Origin of the sequence: Streptomyces sp. NPDC005302, from assembly GCF_040607345.1 — a bacterium.
GTDB lineage: Bacteria > Actinomycetota > Actinomycetes > Streptomycetales > Streptomycetaceae > Streptomyces.
Window position 1 is genome coordinate 174,535 of record NZ_JBEXGN010000012.1, and the last position, 15,568, is coordinate 190,102.

The window sequence follows — 15,568 nt, forward strand, 5'->3', positions numbered from 1 at the left end:
GGTGATACGGATGCGTCGACACCGTGGGAGAAAGTGCACGTGCGGTATGGGCCGGGAACCGTAGGCGCACCCTTGACGGAGTGTCAATGCATTGTCGAGACTGGGCTCCTGCCGGGCGGGGCCGGCGCAGGCGCTGTCCGTGGGACCTGTCGGCCGTCGGCCGCACGGGTTCCGGGGTGGGGACGACCTCCGACAGAGAGGCTGACCCTGCGATGTCCAGACTGCTCGCCGTCGCGCTCACCGTCGCGGCTTCCGCCGCACTCGCCGTGGGCGCCGCACTCGGCATCGTCGCGCTCCTCGACGCGACCCCCGACCAGCCGAACACCCCGCTGATCACCTACCAGAACGCCGCCCAGGAGCGCTGACCGTGCCGAGCCGCAGAGGCACCCGGCCGGCGCTGTCACGACAGTCCGAGGACCCGCTGTGGCGGGCCGGATCCGGCGTGCCCGCAAAGGACCCGCCCCGCCGCGACGGGAACGGGAACCCCGACTCGACCGGTGAGCCGGCACGTCGGTCCCCGGCCGGTCCCGGACGGCCGGGGGATACGGAACGACCGGAGGCTCGCGACACCAGCCCCGGCGAGCGGCCGGAACCGGGCGCCGCGCGCTCCGGCCCCGGGCCCGGGCGGAGCGGGACCGGCCCGTCGGGACGCACCGGCCCCGACGCGGCGGAGGCGGCCGCCGCCCCCGCGCCGGGCACGCCCGGAGCCAAGGCGGCCCGCACACCGCGGGCCCGCCCCGCAGCCGTCACGCCCCGCTCGGCCTGGCACGACGTTCCGCGCCGCCAGGTCCGGCAGTTCGCCACCGTCGCCATGGCCGAGGCGCCCGGACTCGCCGAGGAGATCCTGCGCGAGATCCGCCGGGAGTACCCGCATCTGCCGCTCGTGCTCGACGACTCCGGCGAGCCGATGGCCCTCGTCGGCATCCGCCGCGCCATCGAGGTCTTCGTGCAGCACCTCGGAACGGCCGAGGGCCGCCCGCGCGTCCACCCCGAGGTCTTCCAGGAGTTCGGCCGCGGCGAGGGACTGCACGGCCGCAGCCTCGACTCCCTCCAGGCCATCTACCGGCTCGGCGTCCGGCTCGCCTGGCGCCGCTTCGCGGAGATCGGGCAGCGCGTCGACATCCCGCCCCCGGCGATGTACGAACTGGTCGACGCCGGATACGAGTACCTCGACGGTCTCGTCGACCAGTCCGTGCGCGGCTACGCCGAGGCCGCCGCCCGGCAGGCCGGGGAACGCCTCCGCCTCCAGCGGCGCCTCATGGAACTGCTGCTCTCCGAACACCACCCCCGGGGCGACCTCGCCGAGGGCCTCGCCGAACGGGCCGCCCGGGTCGGCTGGCCGCTGCCGGGCAGGCTGGCCGTCGGCGTCCTGCTGCGTCCGGCCCGCGAGGCGGTCGCGCCCGCCGTCGGCCAGAGCGTGCTGCTCGACATGGAGTACGAGCAGCCGCGCATGGTCGTGCCCGAGCCGGACGCCGCGGGCCGGCCCGAACTGCTGCACCGGGCGCTGACCGGATGGTCCGGCGCGATCGGCCCGCCCGTCCCGCTCGCCGACGCCGCGAAGTCGCTGCGCTGGGCCGAGGCCGCCGTACGTCTCATGGAGCGGGGGCTCCTGCCCGGCGGAGAGGTGCTGCACTGCACGGAGCACACCGAGGCACTCGTCCTCCTCCAGCCCGAGGAACTGATCGACGATCTCGCCCTGCGCTGCCTGGAACCGCTGGCCCACTGCGGGCCCACGCACGGCAGGCGGCTCGCGGAGACGCTGCTGGCCTGGCTGGAGACGCGCGGCGGCGCCCCCGAGGTCGCGGCCCGGCTCGGCGTCCACCCGCAGACCGTCCGCTACCGCCTGCGCCAGATCAGGGAACTGTGGGGCGACGAGATCGACGACCCGGACCGGCGGTTCGAACTCGAACTCGTCCTGCGGGCCCAGCGCCTGCGCGGCGAACTGGGAGACCCCCGCGCCCGCCGCTGACGCCCCGCCCGCGGCGGCGGCCGCCCCCGGCCCGCCCCGGCCACCCGGCCGTCGCCCCGCCGGGCCCACGCGCCCCGCCGCCGCGCGCGCCCACCGGGGACCCCGCCCCACCCATTGCCCGCCCAAGCCCACTATGACTAGCCTGTGTTCGTCATGCCGATCGTCTGTTGAAATTTCGAACATATGGGAGGGGGCCGGCTGTGGGACGCCTCGTACCTGCCGTGACCCGGGCTCTGGACATCCTGGAACTCTTCCTCGACGGGGACGGCACGCTCTCCGCCCCCGACATCGTGCGCCGGCTCCGGCTGCCGCGCACCACCGTGCACGAACTGGTCACCACCCTCTGTGCCCGCTCGTACATCGTGCAGGTGCCCGGGCAGCCGGGACGCTATCGCCTCGGCGTCCGGCCCTACCAGCTCGGCAGCCGGTACGCCGAGCAGCTCGACCTCGCCGCCGAGGGCCAGCAGGTCGCCCGCTCCGTCGCCGAGACCTGCGACGAGACCGTGCACGTGGCGATCCTCGAGGGCACCGACGTCATCTACATCGCGAAGGTCGACTCCACGCACGCCGTCCGCATGGTCTCCGCGGCCGGCCGGCGTCTTCCCGCGCACTGCACCTCCGTCGGCAAGATGCTCCTCGCCTCGCTGCCCGAGCAGCAGCTGACCGCGCGCATCCCCGACGACGCCGACCTCGTCGCCATGACGCCCAACAGCATCACCGAACCCGGAGCCCTGCGCGAGGCCCTCGCGGAGATCCGCCGCCACGGGGTCGCCGTCGAGAACAGGGAGTCCAACCCGGACGTCAGCTGTGTCGCCGCCCCCGTCCGCGACCGCACGGGACAGGTCGTCGCCGCGCTCTCCATCTCCGTGCCGATGATCCGCTGGAGCGACGAGCGCCGCGCCGAACTGGAACAGCTCGCCGCGAAGGGCGCGGCCGAACTGTCCGAGCGCCTCGGCCACCGGAGCGTGGGATGACGGCCGTCGAGGTCGCGGTCCGCGCCCACGCCGCGCTCGGCGAGGGTCCCACCTGGGACAGCGCGGCCGACCGCCTGATCTGGGTCGACATCCTCGGCTCCCGCGTCCATACCTACGATCCCGCCACCGGCCGCCGTACGGTGCTGGCCACCGAGCAGCACGTGGGCGCGGCCAAGCCCCGCGCGGGCGGCGGCCTGGTCGTCAACCTCCGTGACGGGGTTGGCCTCTACCCGCCGGCGACGTCGGGCGACTCCACGGGTTCCGGCGGACCCGCGGGCACGGCGGCCCCGTTCCGCTGGCTGCACCGCGAACCCGTCCCGGGGCGCCGGGCCAACGACGCGGCCGTCGCCCCCGACGGCTCGCTGTGGTGCGGAACGATGCGCTACGACGAGGCGCCGGGCGGCGGCACCCTGACCCGGATCGCACCCGACGGCACGGTCCGCCCGATCCTCGACGACGTCGCCGTCAGCAACGGCACGGGCTGGAGTCCGGACGGCCGGCGCGTCTACTACGTGGACTCGCCGACCCGCCGCGTCGACGTGTTCGACCTGGACGACGACCGGCTTCCGGTGAACCGCAGGGTGTTCGCGACCATCGAGGACGGCTTTCCCGACGGCCTGACCGTGGACGCCGACGGCGGTGTCTGGGTGGCCCTCTGGGACGGCGGAGCGGTCCGCCGCTACACGCCGGACGGCGGACTCGACCGGGTCGTCCCCCTGCCGGTCCGCCGCCCCACGGCCTGCGCCTTCGGCGGCACCGGCCTCACCGACCTCTACATCACCACCGCCCGCACCGGTATGAGCCGTCCCCACCCGCTGTCCGGCTCCCTGCTGGTGGTCCCGGGAGCCGGAAAGGGCCTGCGGCAGCCGCCGTTCGCCGGATAGCGCCGCCGCCGGGCCTACCGGGGGGCGCCGGGGGAGTCGACCGGGGTCACCGGAACCCCTCCGGCGGCGCTGCCCAGCAGGGTCAGTTCCACCCGCCCCGGGCCCGCCGGGGTGGTCCCGTCGGACAGTACGGCGAGGGCCAGTGTGTTGGACCCCCGGGTGCGCAGCACCCCGTTGGGCAGTACGAACGTGTGCTGCGGGCCCACGTCGTTGATGTACTGGCCCATGTTCCAGCCGTTCAGGAAGATCTGGACGCGGTAGGCGCGGGCCGCGTCGTCGGTGAGGGTGAGGCCGATCGAGGCGTCCACGCCGCTCTCGACGGCGAGCCGGAACCCGGTGCGGTACCAGGTGACGCCCTGCCGCTTCTCGGCGCGCGGGAGGTCCACGAGCTTCCAGCCGCCGTCGGCGAACCCGGGCAGATGCCAGCCGTGCCGTTCCCCGTGCAGGCCGCCGTTGTTGAGCGGCCCGCGCACCGGGTCGGGGGCCGCCTCGCCCTGGATGCGCCAGCCGATCGCGGGGGCGGCGCCGGCGAAGGTCACGGCCGTCAGTCCGCGGGCGGCCTTGTGGCTGTCGTTCGCCCTGCCGTCCTCGTCGTGCTGCATCCGGCGGACCAGCACGGACAGCACGTGGGACCGGCCGGGCCGCGGTCGGACGGGGAAGGTCGCGGTGGCCGACCAGGTCCCCTGCCGCACGGTCTTCTTGTCCGGCACCGGCATCCGGTGCGTACCCAGCGGCTCGCCGTCCAGCCACGCCATCAACAGGCCCTGGGCGCCCGCGACATAGGAGAGCGCCACGGACTCGGCGTCACCGGCGTCCTCGAAGCGGCCCCGGTACCAGACGTCTCCGTAGTGGAAGCCGTAGTCGTCGGCGAACAGCACGGGCTGCCCGGCGGGGACGGGGGTGACGCTGTGCGAGGTCTTCCGGTCGACGACCCGCCACGCCGAGTCGTCGTGGTCGGCGGCGGACTCGGGGTTCTCGGCGGACCGGCGCCAGGTGGTCAGGGCGGGCAGCCGCACCGACGGCACCCCGGGCAGCCGCTGCTCGGCGCGCAGACTCCCCGAGGTGGTCGCACGGGCCCGCAACGTGCCCTGGTTCCAGACGAGTTCGGTCATTCCGCGCGGCCCCCACACCTCCAGGTCCGCCGCGTCCACGGTGTCCCCGGTGAGATGGAGGGTGCTGCCGCGCAGGGCCGCCGTGCGCAGCAGCGCCGGGCCGCGCGCCAGGACCGGGCCCGACGGGGTGTCGTAGCGCCACAGCCGGCGGGAACTCTCGTCGTCGGCGAGCAGCAGCAGGAGGGGGGCCGTGACGCCGCCGCCCTCGACCAGGACGCGGGTGACGCCGTCCAGCCGGGCGTCGATCCGCAGCACGCCGTCCTCGAAGCCGTGCCGTGCGGTGCCGTCCAGCACGGTGACCGTCGGTTCGCTCGCCACGTCCAGGCAGGTGCGGGTCGACTCTCCGGAGCGGCCGGTGAACACGGCGATGTCCTGGCGTCCGGCGGTCAGACGGAGCATCGGCTGGGCCGTCGAGTACCGCAGCGTCCGCCGCCCCAGGGAGATCCCGGTGACGAGGAGTCTCGCGTCGAGGCCGGGCACCGGCACGGGGACGGTCGTGCCCGCGAGCGGAACCGAGGCGACCGCCTCGGCGGCCGAGTCGTTGCGCAGCACGTGGACGTGCGCCTTCGTGTCCGGGTTGACCAGGTGGTAGGTCTTGATGCCGAGATCGGCGCCCAGGTCGTCGGACGGGATCGCCTCGGCGCGGTCCAGCTTCGCCAACTCCGGCACGGAGTGGAGGAGTTGGCCGATCTGATGCATGGGGGTCAGCTTCTCGGTCGGTTGCCGCCCCTCGTCGAGGGCGGCCCCGTAGTCGTACGAGGTGTAGACGATCGGTGCGGGCAGCCAGCCCCAGGACGTGCCGCCGAAGGTCATGTAGACGTTGTGGACGGTGATGCCGTTGGCGAGGTTGGTGAGGTAGAACCGGCGCTCGTAGGCGGCGTCGCGGGTGCGGCGGGACTCCGCGTACCCCTTGCCGTCGAACTCGGCGCCGCCCCACGGGTCGAACCAGCCGCCGCCGAACTCGGGGATGAACCCGGGGGTGTCCGGGCTCGCGGTCGCGCCGCCCTTCGTGCCGCCGACGCCGAAGTGGCCCCAGTCCGGCGGCGTCTTGAAGGGGGACGGGTAGCCGTCGAAGCCGTACAGGTAACGGCCCCGCTCGCCGCCGGTGTCGAAGGTGCCCGGCGCCCAGTGGCCGTTGCGGCCCTTGTCGTTGTGGAAGAGCGGCACGTCGATGCCGTCGGCCCGGACCTTCGCGTAGAGGTGTGCCATGTAGTCGCGGCCGGCGGGCTCGGTCACGTGGTTGTCGTACTCGTTCTCCAGTTGGTAGAGGACGACCGTGCCGCCGCCGTCGGTGTACTGGTGGCGGGCGACGATCCGGTCGACGGCGGTCAGCCACTGGTCGACGTGCTTCAGATACGTCGGGTCGGAGGTGCGGGCCACCCCCGGGGTGGCGGTCAGCCAGCCGGGGAAGCCGCCCGCGTCCACCTCGGCGTTGATGTAGGGGCCGGGGCGCAGGATGACGTACAGCCCGGTCTCGGCGGCGGTGCGCAGGAACAGGTCGAGGTCGCGGACGCCGGTGAAGTCGTACGTCCCGGGGGCGGGGGAGTGGTAGTTCCACGCGACGTAGATGCTGACCGTGTTGTAGCCGTGGGCGCGCAGCTTCTGCAGGACGTCCCGCCACAGGGACGGGCTCGGCAGCCGGAACGGGTGGACCTCGCCGGACCAGATCACCAGGCGGCGGCCGTCGACGAGCATCGAGTAGCGGTCGAAGCCGACGGTGTGCTTCCGGCCGTCGGCCCCGGGCGGCGCGGGGGCCGGACCGGTGGGCGCGAGGACCGCCCTTCCGGCCGCGCTCGCCACGTCGCTGCCGCTGCCGCCGAGGGAGAAGCCGAGTGCTGCGGTGCCGGCGAGTGCGCTGAAGGTACGTCTGCTCAACACCATGCGGGTCCTCCCGGGGACGGCGATGGGGAACCCCCGGCCGGGCCGGGCCCGAGCACCCGGGGGAGGGTGCGGCCATTGTCCACACAGGCAGGTCATTTCATGGTCATATGAGGTTCCCGGCGCGGGCGGATTACGCGGTATGGGCGGTATGGCGGACGCCGTCGCCCGCCGGACGACGGCATCCTCCTCTCCCGCGCGCGCCGCGGAACCCTCACGGCGGGGGAAGCTCCGGCCGGGTCAGCGGGCCGTCTTCGCTATCGACGTCAGGACCGCCTCCGGATCGCCGCCCGGGGCGACGGCCGCACCGATCCTCGACCGGATCGAGGTCGACACCCGCGCCCAGTCCGTCTCGGCGAGCGGGTACAGGTCCATGCCGTCCAGCGCGTCGAGACCGTGCCAGAGGGCGCGGTAGCGGCGGTCGGCGCGCAGGTCCTCGGCCACCGTCGCGGTGACCGGGAGCAGCTGGTACTCGGTGGCCTGCTCGCGGACGTACTTGTCGCCGTACAGGAAGTCGAGGAAGGCGCCCGCCTCCTCGCGGTGCCCGCCCTGCTCGAACGCGACGACCCAGTCGGCGGTGCCCATGGTCGGCACCTCCTTGCCGGTGCTGCCGGGCAGCGCGACGGTGCCGTACGGCACGTTCTGCGAGGAGTCGGCGATCTGCCGCATCAGCGAGAGCGGGGCGTTCACCATGCCGGCCTCGCCGTCGACGAAGGAGGTGAGCGCCGCGCTCCGGTTCAGCCTGCCGGGCGCCACCGGGCCGGTGAGTCCCGGCTCGACGAGGTTCGTCCTCAGCCAGGTGAACGCCGAGACGTTGGCCTCGGAGACGAAGTCGTAGCCCCCGGCGCCGCCGGTGTAGCCGCCCCCGCCCGCGAGGAGCCATCCCAGCGTCTCCGCCTCGGCCTCCTCGGGCCCGAGCGGCAGCGCGATCGGGTACTTCACGCCCTGCGCCTTCAACGCCCGGGCGTCCGCGGCGATTTCCTGCCAGGTGGTGGGGGCGTCGAGGCCGGCCCGCCGGAACAGGTCCTTGTTGTAGTAGAGCAGCCGGGTGCTCGCGGTGAACGGCATCGCGTACTGGATGCCCTTCACCTTCCCGGCGTCCGCGAGGCTGCGGACGAACCCGGCCTGCACGGGGATCGAGAGCACCTCGTCGGCCGAGTAGAGCTGTCCGGCCGCCGCGTACTGGGCGAAGCTGCCGCTCTGCACGATGTCGGGCGCCTTGCCCCGCTTCACCAGCGCGGCGACCTTCGCGTCCACGGTGCCGGCCGGGTAGACCGTGGTCACCACCCGCACGCCGGGGTGGGCGGCCTGGAAGGCGAGTCCGACGCGGTCCCAGTAGCCCTGTGAGTTCTTGTGGACGCTGTCGCCGTAGTTGGTCGCGACGACGGTCAGCGTGGTGGTCCCCGCGGCCTCGGTCCCCTGCCCCGCTCCGCAGCCGGCCGCACTCGCCGTGAGGCCGAGCGCGGCCGTCATCGTCACCATGATCCGGGCACTGCGACGCACGGCCACCACCTCTGTTCCCGCCACTCTCGACGCGCGTAGACGAAGAGCGTCGATCGTAGGCCCGGGGGCGGGTGGCGCACAGGGCCGGGCCGGTTGCGTTTTGGTTCCGGCGGTGTGTCGGCGGCCCCTGGCCGGGACCCCGGACGTGGGAGCCGGCAGGGGTGTGCGCGGGCCGCCGAAGGGCCCGTCGCGGGTGGCCTGTTCAGCCCGCCTGGTTGTAGAGCATCGCGCCGACGGCTCCCCAGCCGCCGTTCGACGGTGGTGGGGGAGGGGGTTCGGGCTGGGTCCTGCCACGGACCTGAGCGGCCGTCAGGCCGCCCTGCGCGCCGAGCGACGCGGCGTTCGGCATGCCGGGCATGCCCGCCTGCGCGGCTGCGGGCTGGAGGCCGGGCGGCTGGGCAGGACTCCAGCCGGCGGCCGGCGGCATCTGCGCGGGCATCGCGCCCGGTCCCTGGGCCGCCGCGGGCCAGCTGCCGGGCTGCGGCACACCCGGCGGCGCGGCCTGCGGTGCCGCGTAGGCGGCGGCCGCGAACGGCTGTGGGGCGGGGCGGTTCTGGGCCGCCGCGGGCTGCTGGTCGGGGAAGATCACGGCGGCGGCCGGCCGCACGGGCGGAGCGGGCGGCAGGACGGGCGCGGGGGCGGCGGCCGGGACCTGGGGGGCGGTCCCGGGCCAGGCCCCCGCCTGGGCGGCCAGCCCCTGCATCCCTGCGCCGTTGGTGGCACCGACCAGACGGTCGACGGCCGCCGTACCCGAGCTGTAGCCGGTCCCTGTGCTCAGCTCCGGTACGGCGGCTCCCCTCCTGGACCCGTAGAGCACCTGCTCCAGACCGGACACCAGGCGACGCACGTCGGCCTGGGGGCGCACCACGAGTCTCAGGAAGCGGCTGGACGAACCGATCTTGTTGCCGCACTCGCGGACCAGGATGCGGTGCTCGGTGAGCAGCCGGTCCCGGACCACGGTCCCCTCGGCGCCCACGGGAAGGCGTACGAAGAGGAAGTTGCCCTGCGAGGGGTAGACCGTCAGGCCGGGCAGCGCGGCCAGTTCGCGAGCCATGTCGAGCCGGTCGCGGCGGACCATGTGGAGGCTCTCCATGTACTCGGCGCCGTGCTCCTTGAGCATGAACACCACGCTCTCCGCGAAGGAGTTGAGGTTCCACTTGGGCAGCATCGAGCGGACCTTGCCGGCCAGGGCGGGGTTCGCGACGAGGTACCCGAAGCGGATGCCGTGCAGCCCGAAGTTCTTGCCGAGGCTGCGCAGCACGATGACGTTGGGCCGCATCACCGCGTCCTCGACGACGCTCGGCTCGGACTCGGCGTCGGCGAACTCCAGGAACGACTCGTCGATGACGATCAGGTCCAGGTCGGCCATCGCGTCCATGAACTGGATGACGGACTGACGGGGCAGGAAGCCGCCGTCGGGGTTGTTCGGGTTGCACAGGACGGCGACCCGGGTGCCGCGGGCCCGGATGAACTTCGCGTACGCGGCGAGGTCGAGGGCGAAGCCGGTGGACTCCTGGAGCGGGAACATGTCGACCCGCTTGCCGGTCTCCATGGGCTGGTCGGTCCAGCGGCCGAACGTGGGGACGGGGATGGCGAGGGACTCCCGGACCAGCAGGTGGTCGATCCAGGTGATCAGCTCGGTGGAGCCGTTGCCCATCGCGACGCACTGCGGAGGAAGCCGGAGCAGCGAGCACAGTTCGGCGGTGATGGTGTCGGCGCTGCTCGGGTAGTAGGTGATGATCTCGCGTAGCCGGCCCGCGAGTTCGTCGAACATCGCGGGAGTGGGGAAGTACGGGTTGCACGGAATGCAGAAGTCCACGGGTCCGGCTCCGTCACCCTCCCGCGTCAGTGCGGCCATCGACGGGCTGTGCGCCGCGGTGCCGCGAAAGAGCGAGGTGACATTGCCTGCCATGGAACCTCCGTAGGGGGCGGGCCCGCTGGGGAGGACGGGCCCTCGGACGTGGGGTGGCCCGTGCGGGGGAGCACGGGCCGCCCTTCCATACGGATGCGGAGGTGGCGCTGTTCAATCGGCGGGAAATCGTGGGGAGTCGGTGAACCGGTGGTGAAGGTCGGTCACGGACCGAAGGTGTGCACGGTGCTCGTCCGGTACGTGTGCCCCGGTCGCAGCACCGTCGAGGGGAACGACGGACGGTTCGGTGAGTCCGGGAAGTGCTGGGTCTCCAGGCACAGCGCGTCCCCCTGGCGGTAGATGCGACGGCCGGTGCCGAGCAGGGTGCCGTCCAGGAAGTTGCCCGAGTAGAACTGCAGGCCCGGCTCGGTGGTCGCGATCCTCAGCCGGCGCCCCGAGGACGGGTCGCGCAGGGTCGCTATGTGCTCGGGCCGGGCGGAGATGCCCTTGTCGAGGACCCAGTTGTGGTCGATGCCCTGGCCGTACAGGAGTTGCTGGTGGCCCACCCGGATGTCCTCGCCGACCGTCTTCGCGCGGCGGAAGTCGAACGGCGTGCCCGCGACCCGCGCCAGCTCGCCGGTCGGGATCAGGCCCGAATCGACCGGGGTGTAGCGGGCGGCGGCGATCTCCAGCTCGTGGTCGTAGATGGAACCGCTGCCCTCACCGGCGAGGTTCCAGTAGACGTGGCTGGTGAGGTTCACGACGGTGGCCCGGTCGGTGGTCGCCTCGTAGTCGATGCGCCAGTCGCCGTGCCGGTTCAGGGTGTAGGTGACCTTGACGCGCAGTGTGCCGGGGTAGCCCATCTCGCCGTCGGCACTGGTGTAGCGCAGGACGAGCCCGACGTCGGTGCCGGAGGTGAAGCCCGCCACGTCCCAGACCCGCTTGTCGAAGCCCTGGGCGCCGCCGTGCAGGCTGTTGACGCCGTCGTTGACGGAGAGCTGGTGGGTGGTGCCGTCGAGAGTGAACCGCCCCTTGGCGATCCGGTTGCCGTACCGGCCGATCAGCGCCCCGAAGTAGGGGCTCTTCGCGACGTAGTCGTCGAGACCGGCGAAGCCGAGGACGACGTTGCGGTACCGGCCGTGCCGGTCGGGGATCTCCAGGGACTGGACGATCCCGCCGTACGACAGGACCTTGAGGCGGGTGCCGCCGTTCTCCAGCGACCACCGGTGGACCGTCGTCCCGTCGGCGAGTCTGCCGAAGACCTCCTTGGCGGGCCTGCCGCCTCCGGAGGCGTGCGCCGTTCCGACACCGGCGGCGGCCGTGAGCCCCGCCGCCGTTGCCGCTGCGATGACCGTACGTCTGCTCATGTCCATGTGCGGCTCCTGCACTGGAAGGGGCCCCGCCCGGACGGGCGGGGCCCGGCCGACTTACGAACCGACCTTGCGCTTGTTCCACACGTCGAAGCCGACCGCCGCGAGCAGCACCAGGCCCTTGATGACCTGCTGCCAGTCGCTGCCGACGCCGACGAGGTTCATGCCGTTGTTCAGCACGCCCAGGACGAGACCGCCGATGATCGCGCCGAGGACCGTGCCCACGCCGCCGCTCATCGACGCGCCGCCGATGAACGAGGCCGCGATCGCTTCGAGTTCGAAGTTCAGACCGGCCTTGGGCGAGGCCGCGTTGAAGCGGGCGGCGAAGACCAGACCCGCCAGGGCCGCGAGCATGCCCATGTTCAGGAAGACCAGGAAGGTGACCTTCTTGTCCTTCACGCCCGACAGCTTCGCCGCCGGGAGGTTGCCGCCGATCGCGTAGATGTGCCGGCCGATGACCGCGTTGCGCATCAGGTAGCCGAAGCCGGCGACCAGCACACCGAGGATCAGCAGGACCACCGGAGCGCCCTTGTAGCTGGCGAGCAGCAGGGTGACGGTGAACACCGCGGCGATCAGCGCGACGAGCTTGAGCAGGAAGAGGTTGCGGGGCAGGACGTCGAGGGAGAACTCCTGCTGCCGCTTGCGGTCGCGGACCTCCTGGAACACCACGAAGGCGATCAGGGCGAGGCCGAGCAGCAGCGTGAGGTTGTGGTAGTTCGTGTCGGGTCCGACCTCGGGCAGGAAGCTGTTGGCGACCTTCTGCAGACCCTCGGGGAACGGGCCGATCGTCTGGCCCTTGAGGAAGATCTCGGTCAGACCGCGGAAGGTCAGCATGCCCGCGAGGGTCACGATGAACGACGGTATGCCGAGGTAGGCGATGAGGAAGCCCTGGGCCGCGCCCGCGGCCGCGCCGATGGCCAGGCACAGCACCAGGGCGAGCGGCCAGGAGAGGTCGTGGTTGACCATCAGCACGGCGCCGATCGCGCCCACGAACGCCGTCAGCGAGCCGACCGACAGGTCGATGTGGCCCGCGATGATGACGAGCATCATGCCGATCGCGAGGATCAGGATGTAGCTGTTCTGCAGCACCAGGTTGGAGACGTTGCGGGGCAGCAGCAGGTCACCGTCGGTCCACACGGCGAACAGCACCACGATCAGACCGAGGGCGAACAGCATGCCGTACTGCCGCATGTTGCGGCGCATGCCGTCCAGCATCAGCTGGAGCAGGCTCTCTCCCGTGTCCGAGCCGCTCTTGCCGGCCGGCGCGGGGGCCGGCGTCTTGGCGGTCACATCCGTGCTCATCGGGTTACCTCTTTGTCCTTGGTCATCTGACGCATCAGCGATTCCTGCGAGGCTTCCGCCCGCGAGAACTCACCCGTCAGCCGTCCCGCTGCCATCGTGTAGATGCGGTCGCACATGCCGAGCAGCTCCGGCAGCTCGGAGGAGATGAAGACGACGGCCTTGCCCTCGGCCGCCAGCCGGTCGATGACCGTGTAGATCTCGAACTTGGCGCCCACGTCGATCCCGCGGGTCGGCTCGTCCAGGATCAGCACCTCGGGCCCCGCGAAGATCCACTTGCTCAGGACGACCTTCTGCTGGTTGCCGCCCGACAGCTTGCCCACCGGCTCGAAGACGGTCGGCGCCTTGATGTTCATGGAGGTGCGGAACCCCTCGGAGACCTGCCGCTCCTCGTGCTCGTCGACGATCCCGCGCCGGGCGACCTTGCCCAGCGCGCTGAGCGTGATGTTGCGGTTGATCGTGTCGATGAGGTTGAGGCCGTAGTGCTTGCGGTCCTCGGTGACGTACGCGATCCCGTGACCGACCGCCTGGGACACGGTCTTCGTCCGGATCTCCTTGCCGTCCCTGAGCACCGTGCCGCCCGCGTAGCGGCCATAGGCGCGCCCGAAGACGTTCATCGCGAGTTCGGTGCGCCCAGCGCCCATGAGCCCGGCGATGCCGACGATCTCGCCGCGGCGCACGGAGATCGACACGTCGTCGACCACCTTGCGCTGCTGGTCGATCGGGTGGAACACGGTCCAGTCGCGGATCTCCAGGGCGGGCGCGGCGCCCGCCTCGGGGTGGTGCGGGGTGCGTTCCGGGAAGCGGTGTTCCAGGTCGCGGCCCACCATGCCGCTGATGATCCGGTCCTCGGTGGTCTCCGCGGCCTTCACGTCGAGCGTCTCGATGGTCCGCCCGTCGCGCAGGATGGTCACCGAGTCCGCGACCCGCTCGATCTCGTTGAGCTTGTGGGAGATGATGATCGAGGTCATGCCCTGGTTCTTCAACTCCAGGATGAGATCCAGGAGTTTGCCGCTGTCCTCGTCGTTCAGGGCGGCGGTCGGCTCGTCCAGGATGAGCAGCTTCACCTTCTTCGACAGCGCCTTCGCGATCTCGACGAGCTGCTGCTTGCCCACGCCGATGTCGGCGACGCGGGTCTGCGGGTTCTCGTCGAGCCCGACCCGCCGCAGCAGTTCGGACGCGTGCCGCAGGGTCTCGGTCCAGCTGATGAGCCCGCGGGTGGCGTGCTCGTTGCCGAGGAAGATGTTCTCGGCGATGGAGAGGTACGGAACCAGGGCCAGTTCCTGGTGGATGATCACGATGCCGTGCTGCTCGCTGGCCCTGATGTCCTTGAAGGTGCAGACCTCCGAATCGAAGAGGATGTCCCCTTCGTAACTCCCGTGCGGGTGAACGCCGGAGAGGACCTTCATCAAGGTCGACTTGCCGGCGCCGTTCTCCCCGCAGATGGCATGGACCTCGCCCTGCTGGACGGTCAGAGTGACGTCCGACAGCGCCTTGACGCCGGGAAAGGTCTTGACGATCGAGCGCATTTCCAGGACGGGTCCCGCCATGGTCGTGCCTTCCAATCAGTAGGGGGCGGGGGTTACTTGAGGTCGGTGGCCTTGTAGTAGCCCGTGTCGACGAGCTCCTTCTCGTAGTTGGACTTGTCGACGCTGACGGGCTGCAGCAGGTACGCGGGGACGACCTTGGTGCCGTTGTCGTAGGTCTTGTCGTCGTTGATCTCGGGCTTCTTGCCCTTGAGCGCCGCGTCGACCATGTTCGAGGCCACCGTCGCCAGCTTGCGGGTGTCCTTGTAGACGGTCTGCGTCTGCTCGCCCGCGATGATCGACTTCACCGACGCGAGTTCGGCGTCCTGGCCGGTGACCACCGGCAGCGGCTTGCTCTTGGAGCCGTAGTCGTCCGACTTCAGCGACGAGAGGATGCCGATCGAGATGCCGTCGTAGGGCGACAGCACGGCGTCGACGTGCTCGCTCTTGTACGCCGAGGTGAGGATGTCGTCCATGCGCTTCTGCGCGGTGCCGCCGTCCCAGCGCAGCGTGGTGACCTGGGTGAGGTTGGTCTGCCCGGACTTCACGACGAGCTGCTTCTTGTCGATGTAGGGCTGGAGGACGTTCATCGCGCCCTGGAAGAAGTACTTCGTGTTGTTGTCGTCGTTGGAGCCGGCGAACAGCTCGATGTTGAACGGCCCCTTCTTGCTGCCGTCCTTCAGGCCGAGCTTGTCGACGATGTAACCGCCCTGCAGCTCACCGACCTTGGTGTTGTCGAACGACGCGTAGTAGTCGACGTTCTTGCTGCCGAGGATCAGCCGGTCGTAGGAGATCACCGGGATCTTGGCGTCGGCGGCCTGCTGGAGCACGTTGTTCATCGACTTGTTGTCGATGGCGGCGATGATCAGCGCCTTCACACCCTGCGTGATCATGTTCTCGATCTGCGAGACCTGCTGGTCCGGGTCGTCCTCCCCGTACGCCAGCTTGGTCTTGTAGCCCTTCGCCTGGAGGTTCTTGACCACGTTGTTGCCGTCGGCGATCCAGCGCTCGGACGACTTGGTCGGCATCGAGATGCCGATCGTGGCGCCCTTGGTGCTGCCCGACTTGTCGTCGCTGCCGCCGTCGCTGTCCTGTCCGCAGGCGGACAGGGTGAGGGCGAGGGAGGCGGCGCCGGCGATGGCGGCGAGGGCGGCTCTGCGGTTGCGCATGATGATCAGTCCTTGTTCTTCTCGTCGTTGAGAGA

At 71.4% G+C, this 15,568-nt stretch carries 10 protein-coding genes and 1 pseudogene; 4 read left to right on the plus strand and 7 right to left on the minus strand.

Going from position 1 to position 15,568, the window contains the following annotated elements; all coding sequences use genetic code 11:
* Nucleotides 1-212: 212 nt before the first annotated feature.
* From ABZT74_RS20150 to ABZT74_RS20165, 4 genes and pseudogenes are all read left to right on the plus strand, one after another.
* A complete protein-coding gene (locus tag ABZT74_RS20150) occupies nucleotides 213-365 on the plus strand; it encodes a hypothetical protein (protein WP_355863687.1) in 153 nt (50 codons plus the stop codon).
* Between the two features lie 380 nt (nucleotides 366-745).
* Nucleotides 746-1,969 (plus strand): annotated as a pseudogene (locus tag ABZT74_RS20155) (helix-turn-helix domain-containing protein); the annotation flags it as partial.
* Nucleotides 1,970-2,169: 200 nt separating this feature from the next.
* Nucleotides 2,170-2,943, plus strand: a complete 774-nt coding sequence (locus ABZT74_RS20160) for an IclR family transcriptional regulator (RefSeq protein WP_355863689.1) — start codon at nucleotides 2,170-2,172, stop codon at nucleotides 2,941-2,943.
* Nucleotides 2,940-3,827, plus strand: coding sequence for an SMP-30/gluconolactonase/LRE family protein (locus tag ABZT74_RS20165; protein WP_355863691.1), 888 nt, complete (start codon nucleotides 2,940-2,942; stop codon nucleotides 3,825-3,827). The genes ABZT74_RS20160 and ABZT74_RS20165 overlap by 4 nt, the downstream gene beginning before the upstream one ends.
* Nucleotides 3,828-3,841: 14 nt before the next feature.
* Here the strand turns inward: ABZT74_RS20165 and ABZT74_RS20170 are convergent, their stop codons facing one another.
* From ABZT74_RS20170 to chvE, 7 genes are all read right to left on the minus strand, one after another.
* Entirely contained in the window at nucleotides 3,842-6,820 is a 2,979-nt protein-coding gene (locus ABZT74_RS20170) for a beta-galactosidase (protein WP_356436561.1), read from the minus strand.
* Nucleotides 6,821-7,057: 237 nt separating this feature from the next.
* Complete coding sequence (locus tag ABZT74_RS20175; RefSeq protein WP_356436564.1) at nucleotides 7,058-8,320, minus strand: extracellular solute-binding protein; 1,263 nt, start codon at nucleotides 8,318-8,320, stop codon at nucleotides 7,058-7,060.
* A 202-nt stretch (nucleotides 8,321-8,522) separates the two neighbouring features.
* A complete protein-coding gene (locus tag ABZT74_RS20180; RefSeq protein WP_356436567.1) occupies nucleotides 8,523-10,232 on the minus strand; it encodes an aminotransferase class I/II-fold pyridoxal phosphate-dependent enzyme in 1,710 nt (569 codons plus the stop codon).
* A 161-nt stretch (nucleotides 10,233-10,393) separates the two neighbouring features.
* Nucleotides 10,394-11,542, minus strand: a complete 1,149-nt coding sequence (locus ABZT74_RS20185; RefSeq protein WP_356436570.1) for an aldose epimerase family protein — start codon at nucleotides 11,540-11,542, stop codon at nucleotides 10,394-10,396.
* Between the two features lie 54 nt (nucleotides 11,543-11,596).
* Nucleotides 11,597-12,841, minus strand: coding sequence for a multiple monosaccharide ABC transporter permease (mmsB, locus tag ABZT74_RS20190; RefSeq protein WP_356175225.1), 1,245 nt, complete (start codon nucleotides 12,839-12,841; stop codon nucleotides 11,597-11,599).
* Nucleotides 12,838-14,388 (minus strand): multiple monosaccharide ABC transporter ATP-binding protein, encoded by a 1,551-nt coding sequence (gene mmsA, locus ABZT74_RS20195; protein ID WP_355863704.1) that lies wholly within the window; start codon nucleotides 14,386-14,388, stop codon nucleotides 12,838-12,840. Before mmsA ends, mmsB begins: the two co-directional genes overlap by 4 nt.
* A 32-nt stretch (nucleotides 14,389-14,420) precedes the next feature.
* Entirely contained in the window at nucleotides 14,421-15,533 is a 1,113-nt protein-coding gene (chvE, locus tag ABZT74_RS20200) for a multiple monosaccharide ABC transporter substrate-binding protein (protein WP_355863706.1), read from the minus strand.
* Nucleotides 15,534-15,568: the final 35 nt, after the last annotated feature.